Here is a 20,275-nt window from a genome sequence, read left to right on the forward strand (position 1 = left end):
TTTTAAACCATATATCTAAAACAAACTATTTGGTGAAATTCGTAAAAAATCTTGCCATGGCATACCTCCAGCACCGATTAAAAACACTTTGCTTGGTCTAAAAGTATTATTAAAAGCATCCATGCCAGAAGTTTTTAGAATATTGCCAATGCTCTTAACTTCTAATCCAATAACCTTTCCTCTTTTTTCTATCACAAAATCAACCTCATCATTTCTGTTTCTCCAATAGAAAACTTTATATCCTTCTATTAATGAACTATTTAGAAGATGAGCACCAATTGCAGACTCTACAATTCTGCCCCAAGCGGCTGGTTGGTTGGTTATTTCATTAAAAAGCTCATTACTCTGAGCACTAATTAAAGCATTATTGTGTACCTGAAATTTTGGGCTAGATGATCTTTTTCTAATGATATCTGCTGCAAATTTTTCAATTCCACCGAGTAAACCTGCGGTATCTAATAATTGTAAATAATGTGATAATGTAGTGGTATTTCCTGCATCAGCAAGCTGTCCTTGTATTTTGGTATAGGAAAGTATTTGACCAGAATATAAACAGCCCAACTCAAATAATCGCTTCATTAATGCAGGTTTATCTACCCTAGTTAACATTAATATGTCTTTTGAAATACTAGTTTCAATTAATGCATTTGAAACATAATTTTTCCAACGTTCTTCATCATTTATTAAATGCGCAGAACCAGGATAGCCCCCAAACCATGCATATTGTTCAGCTGAGAAGCCAAAGGCTTTCTCCATTTCTGTAAAGCTCCAATGCCCAAGATAAGTCATTTCAAATCTTCCGGCCAAAGATTCTGTTAAACCTTGCTGAATTAACAATCTTGACGAACCTAATAAAATAACTTTTATATTAACACCCAATCTAACATCCTCATCCCATAATCGTTTTACTATTTCGCTCCAATTATCAATTTTCTGTATTTCATCAATTACAAGAAGATATTCTTTTTTTGAAGACGCTGATAACAATTGCCTGGCGTTATTCCAAATTTGCGATACCCAAACCTGATCTGATGCAGCAATTGCATCAGCAGATTCAAATGTATTTGGGATATCAATTTTTTTTATCAATTGGTTAATAAGTGTTGTTTTACCTACTTGCCGAGGACCAACTAACACCTGAATGAACTTCTTTGGCTCATTCAATACGCTCATAACTTTCTGTAATTCAAATCTTTCAATCATATTTTACAAATTACTCAATATGTTGAGTAAAATTACTCAATATATTGAGTAAAAAAAAATATGGTATAAAAAAAGAGAAATTTGAATATTTTCCCTTTTTAGTTTCCTATACAATTAGCTTAAAATCTTCTACCAATGGTGATACCAATCCTTGGATAAGCTCCTAAATTATTATCGCCGAAAATTCTTCCAACGCCAAAATATGCTTCACCAATAAAGCCACTTTTGATTAAAAATGCTATAGTTAAATTTTAGCTAATGAATTGTTTTGCCTTCTCTAACACACTTGCCAATCCTGCGGCATTTTTACCTCCAGCAGTTGCATAAAACGGCTGTCCGCCACCACCACCTTGAATTTCTTTACCTAACTCCCTTACAATTTTAGCTGCATTTAAAGTATCTGAAACAATATTTTCTGCAATCATTACCGTAATACCCGGTTTATCGTCAATTAATGTGGTAAACACCAAATACAAATCAGGCACCAAAGCTTTAACTTCAAAAGCTAGATTTTTAACTGCATCAGCATTTGGTAAATCTACCTGTGTAGCAATAAAATTAATCCCGTTGATGTTTGTTGCTTTAGCGGCTATATCTTGTTTCATATCGCCAGCTTTAGCCAAAATACTTTTTTCTACTTCTTTTTTCAGTTTAGCATTTTCATCAATCAGTGTTTGTACAGCAGCGCTGATGTTTTGCGTTCCTTTTAATAAAGACTTTAACTGACTAAGCTCTTTACTCTGATTAGCAATGAATTGCTCTGCTTTGTCTGCTGTTATCGCTTCAATTCTACGCACCCCTGCAGCAACAGCACTTTCAGAAATGATTTTAAAATAGCCGATTTGGCCTGTTGCTTTTACGTGAGTACCACCGCAAAGCTCTTTACTAAAATGATCATCAAAAGTAATTACACGAACAAAATCTCCGTACTTTTCGCCAAATAAAGCAGTTACCCCAGAGTTGATTGCTTCATCATAAGGCACATTGCGTTGCTCTTTTAATTTGATGTTTTCTCTTATTTTCTGATTTACCAAACGTTCAATCTCCAATAAATCTTCTTCACTAATTTTAGCAAAATGCGAAAAATCGAAACGTAAATTATCAGCGTTCACTAAACTTCCCTTTTGGTTTACATGTGTACCCAAAACCTTTTTTAGAGCAGCATGCAATAAGTGTGTGGCTGAGTGATTGTCTTCTGTTAAAATCCTTTTGTCTTCATCAATTACTGCCCAAAACTTACCATCTACATCTGTTGGCAAGGTATCTGTGTAATGTACAATTACCCCATTTTCTTTTTTGGTATCGGTAATCTCCACCAAAAATTGTCTTCTATGGTCTTCTAAACGACCGGTATCGCCTACTTGTCCACCGCTTTCTGCATAAAAAGGGGTTTGGCGTAACACGATTTGGTATTGTTCTTTGCCTTTTGCACTTACTTTGCGGTATTTTAAAATCTCGGTTTCAATTTCAGTTAAATCGTAACCTACAAATTCGGTATCATTATCTTGATTTACGATGATCCAATCGCCAGTATCAACAGCTGTTGCCGCACGAGAACGGTTTTTTTGTTCCTTCAAAGCTTTTTCATACTGCTCTTCTTCAATAATGAATCCATTTTCACGACCCATCAATTCAGTCAAATCTTTAGGAAAACCATAGGTGTCCTGAAGCTTAAACACCAATTCTCCAGGTATTTTAAAATTTTCAGAAACTTTATCTAACCATTTTTGAGTTTGATTTACTTTATCTATAACTGAAGCTATCGACGAAGTTTTTGGAAGAGATTTTTTTAATTTATCAAAAGTTATTATAGAATTTTTTACACTATTAAATGTTTTAAGGGAATTTTCGATTTTACTAACCTTATCTATTGAATTTTGTATTTCAATAAGTCTATCAAGCGAATCATGTATCTTCTTAAATGCGCTTATGTATTCATTATTTTTTGTTTGTAAAATTTCTTGGATGTTTATTGTAGGGATTTTATCGACTGATTTTAAACTTTTCTCAATGGTATTTCCAATAGTATCATAAAAAATATCTGTACCAATAGCCAAAGTTCTCAAAAACGAAACTTCTTCTTCTAAAACAACTTTTTGTACGAAATCTTTCTGCAAATACAATTCATCAAAAACACCATTAAATTGATCTGCCAATACTGGGACCAACTGATTTAGGAATGGTTCTTTTAGGTTTAAGAAGGTATAAGCATAACGTACCGCTCTGCGTAAAATACGCCGAATTACGTAACCTGCTTTATTATTAGATGGCAATTGTCCATCTGCAATTACAAATGAAATGGCTCTAATGTGATCGGCCATTACACGCATCGCTACGGCTTCATTCCAGCCTTTATCGCCAGGTTCGGCACTACTTACATATTCAAATCCAGATTTTTCTGAAATAAACTGAATTAAGGGTTGAAAAACATCACTATCATAATTAGAAGTTTTGCCTTGCAATACACGCACCAAACGCTCAAAACCCATACCTGTATCTACATGTTGCGCAGGCAAAGGTTTTAAAGAGCCATCTTTTACGCGATTAAACTGCATAAATACATTGTTCCAAATCTCAATTACTTGAGGATGATCTGCATTTACTAAACTCTTACCGCTTACCGCCAAGCGCTCAGCTAAAGGCCTACAATCTACATGGATCTCAGAACATGGCCCACACGGACCAGTATCGCCCATTTCCCAAAAATTATCCTTTTTATTACCTAAAATGATACGGTCTTCATCTACAAATTGTTTCCAAAGTTCAAAAGCTTCGGTATCTCTTGGCAAACCTTCTTTTTCATCGCCCTCAAAAATAGAAACGTACAATTGATCTTTCGGAATTTTATAAACTTCAGTTAACAACTCCCAGCTCCACTCAATGGCTTCTTTTTTAAAGTAATCGCCGAAACTCCAGTTCCCCAACATCTCGAACATGGTGTGGTGATAAGTATCTATGCCTACTTCCTCCAAATCATTGTGTTTACCCGAAACACGCAAACAACGTTGGGTATCGGCAACACGAGGATATTTAATGGCAGCCTCACCTAAAAACAAATCTTTAAATTGGTTCATCCCAGCATTGGTAAACATCAAAGTTGGGTCGTTTTTTACCACAATTGGTGCAGATGCCACAATGTGATGTTGTTTACTTTTAAAAAAATCTAAATAGGTTTGTCTTATTTCTTTAGCTGTCATTTTATAGAATAGTTGTAATGTTGGAATGTTTTAAAGTTGAAAAGTTTTTTATAAGTATTAAAAAAATCCTTGATCCTAAAACCCTAAACCTGTAAATAATATCCCTTTGTGTTCTTGTGTCTCCGCGGTTATTTTATCACTGAACAAAATTAAAATTTTATTGCGGTATTCTACTAAAATCAACTTACATTTGAATACTTTAAGTAAAAGCTACAACCAATTCATAATCAGTTATTACCATGCCATACAAAGAGAGAGAGATTAATAAAATGTACTACACCATGGGTGAAGTAACCGAAATGTTTGGTGTAAATGCTTCGCAAATTAGATTTTACGAAAAGGAATTCGATGTACTACAACCGAAGAAAAACAAAAAAGGAAACCGACTGTTTACGCCAGAAGACATCGAGAATTTAAAAATCATTTTTCATTTAGTGGATGAAAAAGGCTTTACGCTAAAGGGTGCAAAAGAACATTTAAAGAATAACTCTGGCGAAGTGAAAGAAAACCAGAAAGTAATTGCTTCTTTAGAAAAACTGAAAGATTTTTTATTGAAATTGAGTGATCAAATTTAGTCTTTGTAAACTTAGCTAACAAAAAAGCAACTGTAATTTTTTTTACAATTGCTTTATATAACTAACTCACTAACTATTTAAAATTATTGAACGCCAGTAGTATCTGGTATTTTGGTAGTGTCTGGCATACTGTTCATGGTATCTCTCATAATCGAATCTCTTCTCATGCTATCAACTGCCGATGAATCCATAGCGCCACCATCTGTTTTACTTGAGCTACAACTTGCCATTGCCATACCGACAACCGCAAGCATCATTAAAAATTTTAATTTCATTATTTTCTCTTTTAGTTAAACTTTAGTTTTTAAATCTCTCATAGAAAGAACTATCTAATAAAGAAAAACGAAAGAAAAAAGTTTTCTATAAGTTTAAAATATTCCTCAAACAAGGCTTAAAATCAACAACTTATAGTTGTATCCTGTTATTGATTAGACGAAAAAGTATCGCATAAATTGCCATCAGCATCAACTATGTTAATTTTTACAATCGTCAATTCGTCGATAATTTTCACTAAATCGTCTTGTAATTTTTGAGCAAAATCTGCTGTCTTAACATCACGATTAAGCGTTATAGAGATTTCTACCTTACCTACTTTTTGAATATGATTAATCTCGCCCTCGTATTTTTGGTTGATTTGTTGAATAATATTTTCCATGGTTTGATTTTATCAGAAGCAACCCCAGATGCAATGTTATTGTTTAAAATAAATGAAATCAGTAAAACTAATTAGTAGCTAAACACTCGTGCTCAATTACCTCACCCATTTTATTGATAAATTCATCAGACATTTTGCTACCGCCTATTTGTTGCCAACCGTCGGTAACTTTATTAATGGTACCCACCAATTGATCGCCAACGCAGATGTAAAACAATTCTTTGCTATCGCCTTGCATTAATGTAAATAACAAAGGCAATTGATTTTCAAAAATATCGTACAAATAATCAATCTTAACCATGATATTGAAATTAACTAATAGATGAATGTTTGTTTCGAATAAAAACCAAAAAATTCAGCAAATGTTTTGAATAAAGAAGAGGAATATTTGGTTCTTTAAGTATCAATGTGAATTTACAAAAAATTTGCTAAACATATATGCAACATACTTGTTAAGATTAAAAAATGTCCTATGAAAAAATACATATTATACCTTTTCCCGCTTGTTTTTGCAGCCTGTAGCAACGATAAAGCTAATGAAAATAAGACGAGTGAAAATACGCTAACAGCCCGTGCAGATACACTCTTGATTAAAAATGATGAGGCAACTGATTTAGATACAGGTAGTCGCTTCTTTTTAGAACGAGCGGCATACGCAAACATGATTCAGATTGAAAGCAGCAATAGAATTGCCAGTAAAACTACCAATAACGAGCTTAAAACTTATGCCGAAATGCTAATTACTGATCACAAAGCAGTAAATACGCAATTAACTCAGCTTGCCCAAAGCAAGGGTTATGAGCTGCCTTCGCTATTACCAGATAGCAAAATGCAGTTAATTGATAAAATGGATGAATTAAAAGATGAAGGCAGAAACGAATATTATGTAAGACTAATGATCAACGAACAGCAACATGCCATTGATGCTTTTGCCTTAGGTAGCAGATCTGAAGATAAAGAGATAAATAATTTTGCCACTGGCAGTTTACCGAAGTTAAAACAGCACTATCAGCAGGTGTTAAAAATTGATACTGCTCTACAAGTGCCTAAAGCTAACCAAGGTGATGATCCACTAAAAATTAGTAACCGTAACAAACAGGCGGGATAAAAAGTTAATTTGATAATTAAAAATCCGATGAAGGTGTTAATCGCTCATCGGATTTTTTGTTTTAAACCTCCAATTACAAACTTAACTTCTTGTAAATTGAAATAATATCTTCCTCTCCTAATTCACTTTGTGCATTTGTAAAGGCTTGTAAAGCAGTATTGGCCAGCGGACTATTGATACCTGCATCTTTAGCTAATTGCAAATCTTTTACAATATGCTTTAGTGCAAAAACAGCATCATAATTATCTTGAAGTATGGCATCTCCTTTAATTTTCATAAATGGATTACCCAAAGCACTATTGTTAATGAGTTCTAACAAGGTTGAAGGTTCAATTCCTTTCTCCGTAGCAAATTTAATAGCCTCTGCTAAGCCTAAAGCATGAAAACTTAATAGTGCATTAATGGCTAATTTAGCCGAATTGCCAGCTCCTATTTCTCCAACTCTTAAAGCTAGCTTGCCTAAACAATTAAAAATCGGAATTAGTTGATCAAAAACTTCTGCATTGCCACCAGCCATAATTACCAAAGTACCTTCGGTTGCTTGTTTTAAACTGCCAGAAACTGGTGCATCAATGTATTCATTTCCATTTTCATTTAGTAAGGCAGCCATTTTTCTGCTAATTTCTGCAGAAACAGTACTCATGTTAATAACGATTTTTCCTTTTGCTTCTGCACTCAACAATCCATTCTCACCACAAAATACTTCATTAACCGCTTGGTCATCAGAAATCATTACAATAACTACTTCGCAGGCTGTTAGTAACGCTTTTGGGGTATCAAAAATAGTTACTTTTCTATCTTCAAAATTTGCAAGTGCTTTTTTGCTCCGGTTATATAAAGATAAATCAAAATTTGCATTAAGTAAGTTTTGAGCCATCGGAACGCCCATTTTACCTAAACCAATCCACCCAATTTTAGTTAAATTCATGCTCCAAAGTTAAATAAAATTATGCTAGGCTTTTTGGGCTACTAACCTTTCCATTTACCGCTTTTCTTTAAATATCTTATGATAAAATAATAAGCTGCCAACACAACCAAAGCTGTTATGCCAATTTGATCTCTTAAAACATTATCGCCCTTAGTTAGCTGAGGATAATAGAATAGCAAAATTACAATAATGCCCAATAACCAAACGGTTTGTGTATTATACTCTTTAATTAACCAACGTTTGCCATTAAATGCCATGCTACCGATGGTTTTATGAATGCCACTAAAGTTTATCCACCAGCGGTTTACTCTTGCGCAATAAGCATCAAATTGAGCGCCAAATTTGTTTCTTAAAAAATTTTCTTCTGCTAATACAATAGCTTGATAAATAAATAGAAAAAGCGGAATAAAAATACACATGAAAACCACAGAATTCATCAGTATGCCTACACCTACCAACATCAAAATATTACCCACATACAATGGGTTCCGTCCGTGGTTAAAAAAACCTTCCGTTACTAAATCATCGGCATAAACGGTTTTATCTCTACCGCCTCTAACAATATAGGCCAAAGAAATGGCTACTCCGCGTATCAACTGACCAAAAATAGTAATAAAGAGACCTATGATTAGTGGATAAAGATAGTAATGTTCGCCAATTGTGCTTTCTCTAAAAATTTGAGGAGATGGAATAAAAAGAGCGAGATACAAAAATATAAACAAGAAATTTCTGTATTTGAAAAAGAAGTTACCTATAGCAATCATATTTAGTTTTTTACAGCAATAAAGCCAGAGAAATTATACCATTTAAAAAATGTTTCTACCAAAGGGAAACCAGCTTCTCTGAGCATTTTAAAGTTCTCGCTAAGCTTGTAAGGGATCAGCACATTTTCTAGTGCTTCTCTTTTTTGAGAAATTTCCATTTCGCTGTATTGGTTTCTGCGTTTGTAATCATAATAATATTTGATGAAATTTCTATTAAACATACTGTCTTCTGCCAATATCTTTTCAGAAATAATCAATACGCCACCAGGTACCAAGCCATCATAAATCTTTTTTAATAAGCGCTCGCGGTAAATTGGTCTAACAAATTGTAAGGTTAAACACAAAATCACAACAGATGCATTTTCAATTTTAACATCTTCATGTAAATCACCAGTTACCAATTCGTAAGGTCGTTTAAAATCTGCTTCCTTAAGTTTAACATCGCACTTTTTCAGCATTTCTGTAGAGTCATCTAAACCAATAAATTTAATGTTATCGGCTACAAGAGGATTTAATCCTATCATTGTAGTGCCTGTACTACAACCCAAATCAACCACATTTGTATTTGGCAAAGCATGTTCTGCCGCCAATTCAATAATCATCCGTTGTATTTCATTATAAAAAGGAACAGATCGTTCCACCATATCATCAAAGGCATTGGCAACAGTTGCGCCAAATTTAAAGTCAGAAGGTTTTTTAATCTCCTCCTTAAAAACATGATCAAGATTATTTTTTTTTTCGTTCATTGCTAATTTAAACAGTAATGTAAAAGGTAAAATTCGACCACCTAAATTAGCAATAGTTTAGTTAAAAAAAATATTTATTAAACGGGTTAAGTTGATCTTTCTCTACTTAGTGTAAACAATTAACTATCAGATTGGTTAATCCTACTAAACATTTACAATATGAGATATCAAGATATTATAAAAAGCACCTTGGCAAATAAAAGAAATACAAACATGGCTACAGTGGCTATTATTGGCGGAGTAGCTGTAGGCTTGGCCTTAGGTGCATTATTTGCAACCAAAAAAGGAAAATCAGCACAAAAGCAATTGACTAATTTTTTAGCTAAAGTTGCTGGAAGAAAATCTGAAAAAAATGCCCATCAAAAATTGTCGAGCGTAATTTCGGATGTAAGAAGTCATGTAAAGCAAAATGCTGAGGGATTATTGAGTGCAAAGCAACAAACGAACGCACCTGCAGAAATTAAACTAGAAAACGTAACTAACAACTGGAAGAAACCACAGGAACATCAGCTCTTTCCAAACGAACCTAGTAGAAGCTAAAGGAAAATTAATTTTTTCCTTTTAGCATGTTAACGGTGGTTGTTTTCCATACAATGTAACCTTTTAAAGCACAAATGTGAGCAACCTCTTTTTCAATATAATCTGGAACATCATTTGCGATGCGCCACCTTACCGTATACTTTAAATTATAGCTAATATATACCACTATATCGCCATCCATAGGAGGCATAGATGTTAGTGGTTTTAAACTTACATCTTGCAATTCTGATGCTAAGCGAATTAGTCTTTCCTTTAAAACCTTTGCTAAAGGCGCATGTGGATTAAATTCATCAAAAATGGCAACTACTGTAACGATCATGTATAAAATTTTGCTATTATTTTTAGCAAATGTATACAATAATTAGCACATCTTAATAAAATAATCGGCCATTTTTATGCAAGAAACGCTATTTAGCTAACTTTGAGCTTGTTAAATTGCAAAAATATTTATGATTGAGGTATTGCTAATGCTATAAAGAACTTTGATTAATGATTATGCTAGTAAAAGCATGTGAATAAAATCCTGAAACTTTTTAATATTTAAGGGTTTTTTCAGCAAATAATCGATACCAATATCTTTTTTAAGTTCATCCTCAGGGATATCTGTAGTGGAAATTACGATAATTGGTGTATCTATAGAAATTGATTTTATGCGCTTTGAAGCTTCAAAACCATCCATTTCTGGCAGGTATAAGTCCATTATCACCAAGTCTGCCTTTTGTTTCTCAAATTTCTCAACAGCATCTAATCCATTAACCGCAATAACCAATTGAAATTGATAAGGGGCGAGTATTTTTTTAATTACCATGATACTCATTGGCTCATCCTCTACAATAAGGATTTTCTTTTTTACTTCTTCAGGTTTTTTGAAAGAGAATTTCACAATAGCTTTGTTTGTTAGGGATAGTGTAAATATAAATAATGAAATAGAACTTTTAACATTTCTTTTCACAATGAAACGAAAGTGATTTTCACAAATAAGAATAAAAAAGAAATTACCTGTTATTCATAAAATTGCTTTTAGCTCTACATCAGGCATATATTTTTTTTGCCTTTAATTAAACTTAGCTATTATTTCTTATAACCAATTCTCAAAATTTTCTTAACAGTTAAAATTGTTACACAAAACAAAGCACATTTAAATATTATAAAGGTCAAAAATATTCGCCATCTAAATAAAACCATTTTTGCTTATAAACTAAAAAAGTTGATCGTTCATGATGAACTTGCATACTGTTTTGATGTAGATAATAGGCCTTAAATTCAACAATGTTATTTTCTGCGGCACAAATTTCTAGTTTAAGCCAACTGTTTGCTTTTGCCCATGCCAGTATGGTTTCTTTTTGATGCAAATGTCTTAAATTAGGATGGGTTGTTAGCACAATATAATCGGCTAAATGTAAAGCATAAGCACAATACCTCGATCGCATTAAGGCTTCTGGTGTTTTTGCATCAGCCTGCAATTGATGATAAGATTTACAGCAATCTACATACTTTAAACCAGAGCAACACCTACATAATTCTGTTTCCATTAGTGTTTGCAAACTGTTCTTTCAAAAACAAATCTACCTTTGTCATAATCTACAGGCACACCTTCTTTAAATACACCAGAACCCCATACCATCACAATTTCACCAACTCCCATTATTAATTTATTATCCTTTTTTAAAAACGAAACTGGGTTTCGATACCACTTATCTACCTTATTTACTTTAAAATCATAATTCGCATTTAAGGTATCGTTTTTAATATCTCCTTTTATTTCACCTTGGTACTTCTTTTTACCTCCATAACTCATGGTAAATAATCCCTTAATTTTGCGGTCGCTTGTATCAATAGCTAACCAGGCAGTATCGCCTTTATTTATAGCAATATAACAAGTAAATTTTGATGGATCTAGTGGTTCATCTTTACCAAAAAAAACACAACTGCTCGCGGCTATGCTAATCAGTAGCATCAAAAATAATTTTGCCTGTTTCATTTTATAAAATTAGGTTTTCTATCTCAACCCTTAAAATTAATTACAGCATAAATTTTCAAAGCTCACAACTGTTGGAGATCAAAAAAAATAAATGACTTTTCACAGAAAATGCTTGATGTGACAACATCTATATTTGCTTAAAAATAAAGATAATGTTGCACCACTTAACAAAAATACAAGAAGAAATAGCACCTTTAAAAGCGCAAATTGTAAATCATAAGGTTTATGATGTAATTGAAACTATAGCAGACTTGCGCATTTTTATGCAATATCATGTGTACGCCGTATGGGATTTTATGTCGTTGCTTAAAAGCCTTCAGCTTAATTTAACCTGTGTGCAAACTCCTTGGTTTCCGGTAGGTGATGCCAATACCAGATCATTAATTAATGAGATTGTAGCTGGAGAAGAATCTGATATTGATGCCAATGGCGATAAAAAAAGTCATTTTGAGATGTATGTTGAGGCGATGTTGCAATGTGGTGCCGATATATCGGGAATTAACAAATTTATTGAAAGCTTAAAAAGCAACGGAGATTTTGCTGCTGCTTATAAAATAGCCCAAACACCTAAAGCTGCACAAGAATTTGTAAATTTTACTTTCGAAATTATCAATAACAACAAAGCTCACTTACAATCGAGCATTTTTACTTTTGGCAGAGAAGATCTTATACCGAGTATGTTTTTAACGATTGTGAATGACCTAAGCAAGAAATTCCCAGCGCAAATTTCTTTATTTAAATATTATTTAGATAGGCATATTGAAGTTGATGGCGACCATCACAGCAACCTATCTTTAGAGATGACAGCAATTTTATGTGAGGGCAATGCCGATTATTTACTTACAGCCCAACAGGCAACCCAAATTGCGTTACAAAAAAGAATTGAATTGTGGGATGGTGCTTACGAAGAGATTATTGCTGTAAGAGCCGAAATTGCTTACAGCTAATGTATTAGGGTTTTATTTTATCCTTTTTAAATATAGAATAGAAAACTAGTAATCCGCCTAAACAAGAAACAATACCACATATCAACGAGGTTCTATCATCCATAACAAACAGTTAAAAAAGGTCGGCATAAATTAGTCGACCTTTAATGTTAACGAAAAATGAACAATAGCCTGCGCTAATAACTCGTTTTATTCCTTCAGGCTCTGCTTATTGTTAAAGATTGCTAGATTTAAAAATTTAGGCAAAAAAAAAACATCCGCCTTATTAGACGGATGCTTCTCAATTTATGAAGGATAATCTCTTAGTCTATCTTAACATTAACTGCGTTAAGGCCTTTTTTGCCTTGCTCGATATCATAACTAACTGAATCATTCTCACGAATTTGATCAATTAAGCCTGATACATGGACAAAAATTTCGCTATCACCATTTGCTGGTACGATAAATCCAAAACCTTTTGTCTCATTGAAAAATTTTACTGTTCCTTGTTGCATTATATTGTAATTAATTAAGTTGTAAAGGTAAATTAAATAATTGAGAATAACGAATTGTTGCTAAAATAGATAGGATTGCTACGCTGAAAGTGATTATGTAGCTGCATTTATTTTTTCATTGGCTAATTCCAAATCTTCCCTATCAGCTTCGGGTTCTTCGTTTAATTCATCAGCTGGCGGATCAAATTGTAAGTTTACACACATCGGAAAATGATCCGATCCGCAGCTTTGCATTCTATTTATTCCTGTTAAGGTAAAATTAGCAGAGCAGAAAATATGATCTAATGGAAAACGCAAGAAAAAATATTTGGCATTAAAACTATTGAAAAACCCTCTACCCCTTCTCGGATCTAATAATCCACTTACTTTACCAAATAGCTGTGTAGTATAACTCCAAGCTACATCATTCAAATCGCCCATTACAATTACAGGAAGCTTACATTCTTTCGCCTTTTTTGCCACCATTAATATTTCTTTATCTCGCTCAGTTGAGCGTGGATTTTCTTGTGGAACAGGTGGTTGTGGATGTAAACAATATAATTTAACCCATTGTCCGGATCTCAATTGAACATCAACTTCAATTGATGGGATATCTTCTTCAACTAAGTAGTTGATGCTCCCATCTTTCAATTCCAATTTAGAATAAAATATCATTCCATAAGTATTCTCCAAAGGGATTTTTAATTGATGCGGATAACGTTCACCAATTACATCTATTTGCTGTTGCCACCATAAATTGGTTTCTACCATCAAAATCACATCAGCATCACATTCTGTTATCAAATTAAGGTAAGCTTTACTGTTCTTATTATCTTGATAAACATTGGCAATAAGCAAGGAAATATTTTTATCCCCACTGGGAAACCTACTTTTTATAATTTGTTGCTTACCAAACCTGGTAAATGGAAACACTTGATAAATAAGGTAGGCTAAATTTAGGGTTAATAATACGATGAATACCCAATTTGTTGTAGTATGGGCATAAAAGATTAAACCTGCAGCCAACAGCAATACATTAAGTGTAAGTTTTTGTAAACGCGGATATTCGAATACGCGAAAAACCCACGAATCATGCCTAATTAAGGGCACTAGGGTAGCTATTATGAGTAGAGCAGTTGCAAAACAGTAACTATAATACATTTATTTAAAATTATTTTTCTGACCTTGTTTCAACCTTCAAGTATTTTAAAATTCTATCGGCGGTTGCACCATGTATAAATATTGATATTAAAATAGTAAAGGCAACAATGGCCCATAATTCCTTTTCTTGCGTAAAGGTAGTGGTTACCAGAGCGAAAGATAAATAAAAAATTGAACCCATACCTCTAATTCCAAAAAAGCCTATTGCAATTTTATCTTTGAATGAAATTTTTCTTCCCAATAAAGAGATGTAGGCAGACAAAGGTCTAATAATCAGCACAAAAACAAAACAGAATATCACCATTTTAATATCGAGTACTTCCAATATTCCACTTACTATTGCCCCTCCAAAAAATAGCAGTAATACAGCCAATAACAAACGTTCAATTTGTTCTGTAAAATCATGTAACTCTAAATGAAAATCGTGCTCTTTCTCTGAATGCCTAAGTACTAAGGCACTTACAAAAACAGCAATAAATCCATATCCATGTGCAATTTCGGTGATGGCGTAAACACACAAGGTTAATGATATGGCCAAAAAACCTTGCGTTGGCTTTAGTACTTTGTATTTTTTTGACAGTTTAAAAATCAAAAAACCTACGGCTTTGCCAGCTAAATAACCAATTAAACCACCGGTAATGATTTTATAAATTAAATGATAGCCGATCCAATTGAGGATACTTGCCTCTTTTTGCTGGGCTATTAATGAAAATGTAATGGCTAACCAAACAAATGGAAAGGCCATTCCATCATTTAATCCAGCTTCTGAAGTTAGCGAAAACTTGGTTTCTGATTTTGTTTGATCGTTTGGCGGACCAACCTGTACATCTGAGGCTAAAACCGGATCTGTTGGAGCCAGCACCGCACCCAATAAAATTGCACTTGGTAATGTGAGCGAAAGAAAGCCAAGGCCCAATAAAAAACAGGCTGCAATACAAAGCAGCATTGCAAAAGAAATTAACCTTAGCGGTGTATTCCATTTTTTAAAAGAAAAATCGCGGTCTATTTTGATGCCTGTACCCATTAAAGAAATAATAACAATGAGTTCGGTAAGATGTAAGGTAAGCTCTGGATTTGAACTTGGCAATGGAGAGGGTAATGCCGATCCAAAAATAGCATATAAAACAACTCCAATAATTACATAAATAATAGAATACGAAATGCCAATTTTTTTAGAAACGGCAGGCATAAATACCATGAGAAGCGTAGATAACCCGATAAGTAAAATAATGGAAATATATGATGTCATTAAATGCTAGCTAACTGAGATGAATTGTTTGATGATAACAAACCAAAGCGAGCTATGTTCTTTCGTAAGAAAATAAAATATCAATTAACTGGTAAGGTGAAACAAAAGGTTGAGCCTTTGCCCAGTTCGCTTTCTGCCCAAATTTTACCGCTATGCCTATTGATTACTTCTGAGCTGAGATACAAGCCTATACCAAACCCAGAAATCTGACTTTTACTTTCAACGCGGTAGTAACGATCGAACAAATGTTCGATGTGCTCGTTAGAAATACCTATTCCTTCATCGATAACACAGATTTTAACTTCTTTTTCAGTTGTTTCGCAGGTTACTTTTACCAGTTTGGCATGAGGCGAATATTTTACCGCATTGCTTAGTAAATTACTTAGTACACTGCCTATTTTTAATCGATCGGCAAATAAATTTACTGAACAAGATTGATTGAGCTCAATTATATGCGTAGAATCAATCATCCTCGATTCATTAACTATTTCGGTAATCAATTCATCTAATTTGAAATCAGTTTTATCTAAAACAACTTTCCCCGATTCGAGCCTAGAAAGATCTAAAAAGCCATTGATCATTTCATTCATTCGCTGCAATTGCCTTACGGCAGAACCAGTAATATCTGCAATAGAGGTATTCCCCTCCTTTTTGGCCAAACGTTGTACCAATTGTATGTAACCGTTAATTGAGGTAAGTGGCGTTTTTAATTCGTGACTAACAATACCAATAAAATCATTTTTACGCTGCTCGTCTTTTTTTGCTTGCGTAACATCCATCACAAAGCCCGAAAATAAAGTCTCTCCATTAACCTTGTTAATTTTACCGAACGAGCGTAACCAAATTATCTCTCCATCGTTAAATCTTTGCTGCGTAAAGGTTACATCATACATACCACCTTCATGAATTGCCTTCTCAATTTCTTTGGTTAAAGGCTCTCTAAATTCATCAGAAACTTGCCCCATGGCATCCTCAAAAGTCATTTCGGTATCCTTGTCGTAACCATACATACGAGCTAATGCAGCATTATAACGTAGTTTTTTAGTTGTTGGATGAATGAGCCACGAACCCAGATTGGAAGCATCAATTGCCATGTCCATCATCTCTTGAGTGCGCTGTAAGGCTAACCTTGCTTCTACCTGAGTGGTAACATCTGTTACAACCTGCAAAACGCCTTTATTTTCACCTTTGGCACCTTTAATCGTTTTACATACAAAATTATAATAGCCATCTCTTAACTCGCCATTGCGCATTACCATGGCCCTGGTTTCTTGTGCAGCATAAGGAATTCCAGTGATCAAAACATTTCTAATAATGTCTTCAAAAGGCTGACCATCTAATTCTGGTAATGCTCTTGATAATGGCAATCCTAAAACATTTTTATCTTTACCCCATATCGCAAGCATCTCTGCATTCACAATATCAACTTTCAAATCTAAGCCATCAAAAACAGCAATAGCAAAAGGTGCCTGCTCAACTAATCTTTTAAACTGCTCGGCATTTTCTAAAGCTTCTTTAGAGATTAATTGAACTTGAGATTCGAGTTCGAATTTTTCTGAAGTGAGAATTAAATTATTAGCCTGCTCCTCTTCTAATGCCTTGGCATTTTTAATTGCCTCATCTATTAGTTTTTGATTTTGTACGCGTTCGGTTACATCTACCGCCGAATTTATGATGCAATACACTTCATTGTTTTCATTTTTCATTGGTCTGTACTCAAAATCGAAATAAAAAGTACTCAGTTTTCCATCAACCAACAAATCTGCAGGCGTAGATGTACCTTCGTGGGTAAAACCTTCTCTCCAAACTTTAGCTAACAATTCGCCGAAAGGTTGACCATCTAATTCTGGCAATGCTTGGTGTAATAACAAACCTACTATTGAGCGGTCTTTACCCCAAACATTTAACATGGCATCATTTGCAAATTGGATAGATGCTTGTTCACCCACATAAATAGCCGTAGGTGTTTTACTGGTATTTAATACATCAATAAGTTGCTGCTGATTTAATAATGGGACTTGCTGATGGATCATTTTTTTGCCTAATATATGAATGGATAACATTAGATGAATGGAATTTGTTTGGTGAAAACAATTTCAAAACTCAGTAAATACGCTTTTTAAAGCTCAAATTGGTCACATTTTTAGCAAGTAGGTGGATAACTTATGTAAAGTGGATAATTTACCTAAACTTCTGTAAATCAATTACGTTTTGTAGTTGAACCTTAAAATAACATGAGTTATGAAAAAATGCATATATGTGGTAGAGGACAATGCGGCTATTAGAGAAATGATCTCATTTTTAATTACGGAAGAAGATTATGAGGTTAGGGCCTGCCAAAATGGGCGTGATTTTTGGCAAGAAATGCAACATCAACAACCTGATTTGGTGGTATTAGATGTGATGTTACCAGATGCTAACGGAATTGAAATTTGCGCTAAACTGAAACAAAATGCAAAAACCTATCATATTCCAATCATGATGATGTCTGCAGGAAATACTTTAAACCAAGTAAAATCTAAATGTAGTGCCGAAGATTTTATCAATAAACCTTTTGATATTAATGATTTTGTAAACCGGGTAGAGCGATACGCACCCATGTAATTGGTTTTTATTTAAACCATCTACCTAAAATAAATGTTAATAAAAGAAAACCTTATGGAAAATTCGCAAAAAGATAAGCAGAACGAACAAGAAGAGGCTGCAAAAGTTAACACAGCCAAAACCAAAAATAACCAATACACTGCCGAAGAGAAAAAATTTGCCGATGGCGAAGGCACAAAACTAGATAAAGCTATTGACAGCGATGCCGCAAACCCAGCAACAAGGGGCGATTAATTGTTTATTTTATCAAACCAAGCTGAGTTGCAGCTTTTTTATTTAAAACGGAGATTTTTAAAGGGATAGCCATCAAAGGCTGATCGGCTTTATTTTTAGTTGTTGATGCAATTTGATCTAGCACTTCCCAACCTATTACCAACTGCCCAAAAATGGTATAATTTTGGTCTAAATGTGGCACGCCTCCAGTTTCTTTATATATTTTTCTAGCTTGTTCGCTAAACTTAAATCCTTTACCCAATCTTTTTTCTACAGCATCTAGCTGGATATCCGTATACTTCTTTCCATCAACTACATAAAATTGTCCAGGAAAAGATTTCTTTTCTTTATTATCGTCTCTACCAGCGGCTAAAGCACCTTTTTGATGAATTAAATTAGCGTGAAATTCTGGCGCTAGGTATTTTACAGCAGAAGAATCTTTCTTTAACATTTCGGCATAGGCCGAATCGGTTTCACCTCCTTGTATCACAAAACCTTTAATCACTCTGTTAAATGTATAGGCATTAAAATAACCCTTTTTAGCTAAGCGGATAAAATGCTGACTGTGTTTGGGAGTTTCTTTCGCCAAACTGAAAATCATCGCACCTAAATTGGTTTCAATTTTAACGTAGGTATTCGCTTTTTGAGCATTGGTTATACCGATAAATATGAATATACAACCTAATAGAAGTGTCAATTTTTTCATCATCGTTAACTTAGTGGCTTTCCTTCAAAACTTATTCCTGCCCAACCATGTTGCATAAATTGTCTAATGTTTTGATGATTTGTGCCTTTTGGATCTGCTAAAACAGCTTGGTAATGTTCGGCAAATAAAAGTAAGGTTTCAGCCTCGCTTAAATTGTGAAGTTTTGCATAAGTAAACACCTTAGCACTGCCTTGGTTCTCATTAGCCTCGTTGTAAACATCCCCGTTTTTAAATGCAGTTGGCTGATGTGTATATTCTTTTTCAATCTGTTCTATTACAGAAGTAAATGATACAGTGGCTGATTTTAAATCATTTAACAAATTAGTAAGGGTAGTGTTCATTTGTATTTATTTTAGGCTGAAAGTAGAATTAAATGTTGGATTTTAAAAATGGTTATTTCAATTTTTGAGGTTGATGAAATTAAAACGAAAGGTTGTATGGCTATATTATTGTACCATTAAACTTATGAAAAAGCTGATCATCCCTTTCCTATCAATCCTATTAATAAGCTGTACCAACAATGAAAAACAGCAGACTGTTGTAGCCGAAGAAAAAGCAATTGAGACCATAAAATCAGGTACTAAGGTAATTGAACTGGCAACTGATCCCATTGATAATATTAAACAAAAGGTAGCTGAAATTAATACGATTCAATTAGATCAAAAGCATTTCGAATTTACATGTGATGAGCTGACTAAAATTGATTATTACTACAATAATGGCAAGCTAGTTAAAATTTCGATTGATTTTGGTACCGTTGGCGATGCTTATGCTAAGGAAGATTATTATTATGAAGAGGGAAAGCTAATTTTTAAATATGAATTTGTTGAAGGTGGCCCTGCCTGCGAAGGTTGCATTACTAAAAATGAATACCGGTCTTATATTTTAAACAACAAAGTGATTAAATATTTAAAGAATAAAGATGCTGCAGCATGTAGAAAATGTGAATTTACTGCCAATTCAAAAGAATTGCGTTTAATTGAAACAATGAATGTGGCTGGAATTAAAGGGGTGTTATGTAGGTAATTGTAATGATCAATCAACATATCACCTTCCGCGTCATCCCGCACTTGATGCGGGATCGTAATGCACTCGCTATTCCCTTACTTTATCACAAACTCCATCATCCCTCATATCAATTTCATTAAGTTGAGCTTATTGCGAGGGAAGCGCAGCGACAGCCTGACCCGACTTTCGGGAAAGCAATCTTTCATATAGGTTAAAG

At 33.9% G+C, this 20,275-nt stretch carries 25 protein-coding genes; 7 read left to right on the forward strand and 18 right to left on the reverse strand.

Annotated elements, in window-relative coordinates; genetic code table 11:
* Positions 1–15: 15 nt before the first annotated feature.
* Positions 16–1,203 (reverse strand): ATP-binding protein, encoded by a 1,188-nt coding sequence (locus FA045_RS04855; RefSeq protein WP_136875034.1) that lies wholly within the window; start codon positions 1,201–1,203, stop codon positions 16–18.
* A gap of 251 nt (positions 1,204–1,454) precedes the next feature.
* Positions 1,455–4,400, reverse strand: coding sequence for an alanine--tRNA ligase (alaS, locus tag FA045_RS19035; RefSeq protein ID WP_225871280.1), 2,946 nt, complete (start codon positions 4,398–4,400; stop codon positions 1,455–1,457).
* Between the two features lie 239 nt (positions 4,401–4,639).
* Between alaS and FA045_RS04865 the strand changes: the two genes are divergently transcribed.
* The gene (locus FA045_RS04865) at positions 4,640–4,975 is read left to right on the forward strand and encodes a MerR family transcriptional regulator (RefSeq protein ID WP_136875036.1); all 336 of its coding nucleotides are present in this window, start codon (positions 4,640–4,642) and stop codon (positions 4,973–4,975) included.
* 83 nt (positions 4,976–5,058) lie between these two features.
* On the opposite strand, the gene FA045_RS04870 is transcribed toward FA045_RS04865, so the two are convergent.
* The 3 genes from FA045_RS04870 to FA045_RS04880 all read right to left on the reverse strand — a co-directional run bounded on the left by FA045_RS04870 (position 5,059) and on the right by FA045_RS04880 (position 5,931).
* Positions 5,059–5,250, reverse strand: coding sequence for a hypothetical protein (locus FA045_RS04870; RefSeq protein WP_136875038.1), 192 nt, complete (start codon positions 5,248–5,250; stop codon positions 5,059–5,061).
* A 146-nt stretch (positions 5,251–5,396) separates the two neighbouring features.
* A complete protein-coding gene (locus FA045_RS04875) occupies positions 5,397–5,630 on the reverse strand; it encodes a M18 family aminopeptidase (protein ID WP_136875040.1) in 234 nt (77 codons plus the stop codon).
* A 67-nt stretch (positions 5,631–5,697) separates the two neighbouring features.
* Positions 5,698–5,931, reverse strand: a complete 234-nt coding sequence (locus FA045_RS04880; protein ID WP_136875042.1) for a hypothetical protein — start codon at positions 5,929–5,931, stop codon at positions 5,698–5,700.
* A gap of 171 nt (positions 5,932–6,102) precedes the next feature.
* Between FA045_RS04880 and FA045_RS04885 the strand changes: the two genes are divergently transcribed.
* On the forward strand, positions 6,103–6,738 hold the full coding sequence (locus FA045_RS04885; RefSeq protein ID WP_136875043.1) for a DUF4142 domain-containing protein: 636 nt from the start codon (positions 6,103–6,105) through the stop codon (positions 6,736–6,738).
* A 73-nt stretch (positions 6,739–6,811) separates the two neighbouring features.
* Here the strand turns inward: FA045_RS04885 and FA045_RS04890 are convergent, their stop codons facing one another.
* Genes FA045_RS04890 through cmoA form a run of 3 tightly spaced genes read right to left on the reverse strand, consistent with a single transcriptional unit; the run spans position 6,812 to position 9,176 of the window.
* Positions 6,812–7,666 (reverse strand): NAD(P)-dependent oxidoreductase, encoded by an 855-nt coding sequence (locus FA045_RS04890; RefSeq protein WP_136875045.1) that lies wholly within the window; start codon positions 7,664–7,666, stop codon positions 6,812–6,814.
* Between the two features lie 41 nt (positions 7,667–7,707).
* Positions 7,708–8,430: a methyltransferase family protein gene (locus FA045_RS04895; protein WP_136875047.1), complete on the reverse strand. Its 723-nt coding sequence runs from the start codon at positions 8,428–8,430 to the stop codon at positions 7,708–7,710.
* Positions 8,431–8,432: 2 nt separating this feature from the next.
* Complete coding sequence (gene cmoA / locus FA045_RS04900) at positions 8,433–9,176, reverse strand: carboxy-S-adenosyl-L-methionine synthase CmoA (protein ID WP_136875049.1); 744 nt, start codon at positions 9,174–9,176, stop codon at positions 8,433–8,435.
* A 159-nt stretch (positions 9,177–9,335) separates the two neighbouring features.
* On the opposite strand from cmoA, the gene FA045_RS04905 reads away from it, so the two are divergent.
* Positions 9,336–9,716: a YtxH domain-containing protein gene (locus tag FA045_RS04905; RefSeq protein ID WP_136875051.1), complete on the forward strand. Its 381-nt coding sequence runs from the start codon at positions 9,336–9,338 to the stop codon at positions 9,714–9,716.
* A 7-nt stretch (positions 9,717–9,723) separates the two neighbouring features.
* Here the strand turns inward: FA045_RS04905 and FA045_RS04910 are convergent, their stop codons facing one another.
* The 4 genes from FA045_RS04910 to FA045_RS04925 form a co-directional block, all read right to left on the reverse strand.
* A complete protein-coding gene (locus FA045_RS04910) occupies positions 9,724–10,035 on the reverse strand; it encodes a hypothetical protein (protein ID WP_136875053.1) in 312 nt (103 codons plus the stop codon).
* Between the two features lie 174 nt (positions 10,036–10,209).
* Positions 10,210–10,599, reverse strand: a complete 390-nt coding sequence (locus FA045_RS04915) for a response regulator (RefSeq protein WP_136875055.1) — start codon at positions 10,597–10,599, stop codon at positions 10,210–10,212.
* Positions 10,600–10,870: 271 nt separating this feature from the next.
* Positions 10,871–11,248, reverse strand: a complete 378-nt coding sequence (locus FA045_RS04920; protein ID WP_136875057.1) for a YchJ family protein — start codon at positions 11,246–11,248, stop codon at positions 10,871–10,873.
* Positions 11,248–11,697 carry a hypothetical protein gene (locus FA045_RS04925; RefSeq protein WP_136875059.1) on the reverse strand — a complete coding sequence of 150 codons (450 nt, stop codon included), beginning with the start codon at positions 11,695–11,697 and terminating at the stop codon, positions 11,248–11,250. Before FA045_RS04925 ends, FA045_RS04920 begins: the two co-directional genes overlap by 1 nt.
* Before the next feature lie 152 nt (positions 11,698–11,849).
* Here FA045_RS04925 and FA045_RS04930 point away from each other — a divergent pair, with 152 nt between their 5' ends.
* Positions 11,850–12,644, forward strand: a complete 795-nt coding sequence (locus FA045_RS04930; protein ID WP_136875061.1) for a DUF3050 domain-containing protein — start codon at positions 11,850–11,852, stop codon at positions 12,642–12,644.
* Positions 12,645–12,946: 302 nt separating this feature from the next.
* Here FA045_RS04930 and FA045_RS04935 read toward each other — a convergent pair whose 3' ends face one another.
* The 4 genes from FA045_RS04935 to FA045_RS04950 form a co-directional block, all read right to left on the reverse strand.
* Positions 12,947–13,138: a cold-shock protein gene (locus FA045_RS04935; RefSeq protein WP_136875063.1), complete on the reverse strand. Its 192-nt coding sequence runs from the start codon at positions 13,136–13,138 to the stop codon at positions 12,947–12,949.
* A 93-nt stretch (positions 13,139–13,231) separates the two neighbouring features.
* Positions 13,232–14,278 carry an endonuclease/exonuclease/phosphatase family protein gene (locus FA045_RS04940; protein ID WP_136875065.1) on the reverse strand — a complete coding sequence of 349 codons (1,047 nt, stop codon included), beginning with the start codon at positions 14,276–14,278 and terminating at the stop codon, positions 13,232–13,234.
* A gap of 10 nt (positions 14,279–14,288) precedes the next feature.
* Positions 14,289–15,527 (reverse strand): cation:proton antiporter, encoded by a 1,239-nt coding sequence (locus FA045_RS04945; RefSeq protein ID WP_136875067.1) that lies wholly within the window; start codon positions 15,525–15,527, stop codon positions 14,289–14,291.
* Between the two features lie 80 nt (positions 15,528–15,607).
* Positions 15,608–17,590: an ATP-binding protein gene (locus FA045_RS04950; RefSeq protein WP_136875069.1), complete on the reverse strand. Its 1,983-nt coding sequence runs from the start codon at positions 17,588–17,590 to the stop codon at positions 15,608–15,610.
* A 178-nt stretch (positions 17,591–17,768) separates the two neighbouring features.
* Here FA045_RS04950 and FA045_RS04955 point away from each other — a divergent pair, with 178 nt between their 5' ends.
* On the forward strand, positions 17,769–18,131 hold the full coding sequence (locus FA045_RS04955; RefSeq protein ID WP_136875071.1) for a response regulator transcription factor: 363 nt from the start codon (positions 17,769–17,771) through the stop codon (positions 18,129–18,131).
* A 54-nt stretch (positions 18,132–18,185) separates the two neighbouring features.
* Positions 18,186–18,365 carry a hypothetical protein gene (locus FA045_RS04960; protein WP_136875073.1) on the forward strand — a complete coding sequence of 60 codons (180 nt, stop codon included), beginning with the start codon at positions 18,186–18,188 and terminating at the stop codon, positions 18,363–18,365.
* A gap of 4 nt (positions 18,366–18,369) precedes the next feature.
* On the opposite strand, the gene FA045_RS04965 is transcribed toward FA045_RS04960, so the two are convergent.
* Complete coding sequence (locus FA045_RS04965; RefSeq protein ID WP_136875075.1) at positions 18,370–19,053, reverse strand: peptidylprolyl isomerase; 684 nt, start codon at positions 19,051–19,053, stop codon at positions 18,370–18,372.
* Between the two features lie 2 nt (positions 19,054–19,055).
* The gene (locus FA045_RS04970) at positions 19,056–19,391 is read right to left on the reverse strand and encodes a HopJ type III effector protein (protein WP_136875077.1); all 336 of its coding nucleotides are present in this window, start codon (positions 19,389–19,391) and stop codon (positions 19,056–19,058) included.
* A gap of 70 nt (positions 19,392–19,461) precedes the next feature.
* Here FA045_RS04970 and FA045_RS04975 point away from each other — a divergent pair, with 70 nt between their 5' ends.
* Positions 19,462–20,076, forward strand: coding sequence for a hypothetical protein (locus FA045_RS04975; protein WP_136875079.1), 615 nt, complete (start codon positions 19,462–19,464; stop codon positions 20,074–20,076).
* Positions 20,077–20,275 lie beyond the last annotated feature (199 nt).

Source organism: Pedobacter cryotolerans, from assembly GCF_005116475.1.
Taxonomy (GTDB): Bacteria; Bacteroidota; Bacteroidia; order Sphingobacteriales; family Sphingobacteriaceae; genus Pedobacter; species Pedobacter cryotolerans.

What these genes read in the sequence shown, in the direction of transcription:
- FA045_RS04855 (WP_136875034.1), bottom strand. Translation starts at nt 1,203, where the DNA reads ATGATTGAAAGATTTGAATTACAGAAAGTTATGAGCGTATTGAATGAG.
- alaS (WP_225871280.1), bottom strand. Translation starts at nt 4,400, where the DNA reads ATGACAGCTAAAGAAATAAGACAAACCTATTTAGATTTTTTTAAAAGT.
- FA045_RS04865 (WP_136875036.1), top strand. Translation starts at nt 4,640, where the DNA reads ATGCCATACAAAGAGAGAGAGATTAATAAAATGTACTACACCATGGGT.
- FA045_RS04870 (WP_136875038.1), bottom strand. Translation starts at nt 5,250, where the DNA reads ATGAAATTAAAATTTTTAATGATGCTTGCGGTTGTCGGTATGGCAATG.
- FA045_RS04875 (WP_136875040.1), bottom strand. Translation starts at nt 5,630, where the DNA reads ATGGAAAATATTATTCAACAAATCAACCAAAAATACGAGGGCGAGATT.
- FA045_RS04880 (WP_136875042.1), bottom strand. Translation starts at nt 5,931, where the DNA reads ATGGTTAAGATTGATTATTTGTACGATATTTTTGAAAATCAATTGCCT.
- FA045_RS04885 (WP_136875043.1), top strand. Translation starts at nt 6,103, where the DNA reads ATGAAAAAATACATATTATACCTTTTCCCGCTTGTTTTTGCAGCCTGT.
- FA045_RS04890 (WP_136875045.1), bottom strand. Translation starts at nt 7,666, where the DNA reads ATGAATTTAACTAAAATTGGGTGGATTGGTTTAGGTAAAATGGGCGTT.
- FA045_RS04895 (WP_136875047.1), bottom strand. Translation starts at nt 8,430, where the DNA reads ATGATTGCTATAGGTAACTTCTTTTTCAAATACAGAAATTTCTTGTTT.
- cmoA (WP_136875049.1), bottom strand. Translation starts at nt 9,176, where the DNA reads ATGAACGAAAAAAAAAATAATCTTGATCATGTTTTTAAGGAGGAGATT.
- FA045_RS04905 (WP_136875051.1), top strand. Translation starts at nt 9,336, where the DNA reads ATGAGATATCAAGATATTATAAAAAGCACCTTGGCAAATAAAAGAAAT.
- FA045_RS04910 (WP_136875053.1), bottom strand. Translation starts at nt 10,035, where the DNA reads ATGATCGTTACAGTAGTTGCCATTTTTGATGAATTTAATCCACATGCG.
- FA045_RS04920 (WP_136875057.1), bottom strand. Translation starts at nt 11,248, where the DNA reads ATGGAAACAGAATTATGTAGGTGTTGCTCTGGTTTAAAGTATGTAGAT.
- FA045_RS04925 (WP_136875059.1), bottom strand. Translation starts at nt 11,697, where the DNA reads ATGAAACAGGCAAAATTATTTTTGATGCTACTGATTAGCATAGCCGCG.
- FA045_RS04930 (WP_136875061.1), top strand. Translation starts at nt 11,850, where the DNA reads ATGTTGCACCACTTAACAAAAATACAAGAAGAAATAGCACCTTTAAAA.
- FA045_RS04935 (WP_136875063.1), bottom strand. Translation starts at nt 13,138, where the DNA reads ATGCAACAAGGAACAGTAAAATTTTTCAATGAGACAAAAGGTTTTGGA.
- FA045_RS04940 (WP_136875065.1), bottom strand. Translation starts at nt 14,278, where the DNA reads ATGTATTATAGTTACTGTTTTGCAACTGCTCTACTCATAATAGCTACC.
- FA045_RS04945 (WP_136875067.1), bottom strand. Translation starts at nt 15,527, where the DNA reads ATGACATCATATATTTCCATTATTTTACTTATCGGGTTATCTACGCTT.
- FA045_RS04950 (WP_136875069.1), bottom strand. Translation starts at nt 17,590, where the DNA reads ATGTTATCCATTCATATATTAGGCAAAAAAATGATCCATCAGCAAGTC.
- FA045_RS04955 (WP_136875071.1), top strand. Translation starts at nt 17,769, where the DNA reads ATGAAAAAATGCATATATGTGGTAGAGGACAATGCGGCTATTAGAGAA.
- FA045_RS04960 (WP_136875073.1), top strand. Translation starts at nt 18,186, where the DNA reads ATGGAAAATTCGCAAAAAGATAAGCAGAACGAACAAGAAGAGGCTGCA.
- FA045_RS04965 (WP_136875075.1), bottom strand. Translation starts at nt 19,053, where the DNA reads ATGATGAAAAAATTGACACTTCTATTAGGTTGTATATTCATATTTATC.
- FA045_RS04970 (WP_136875077.1), bottom strand. Translation starts at nt 19,391, where the DNA reads ATGAACACTACCCTTACTAATTTGTTAAATGATTTAAAATCAGCCACT.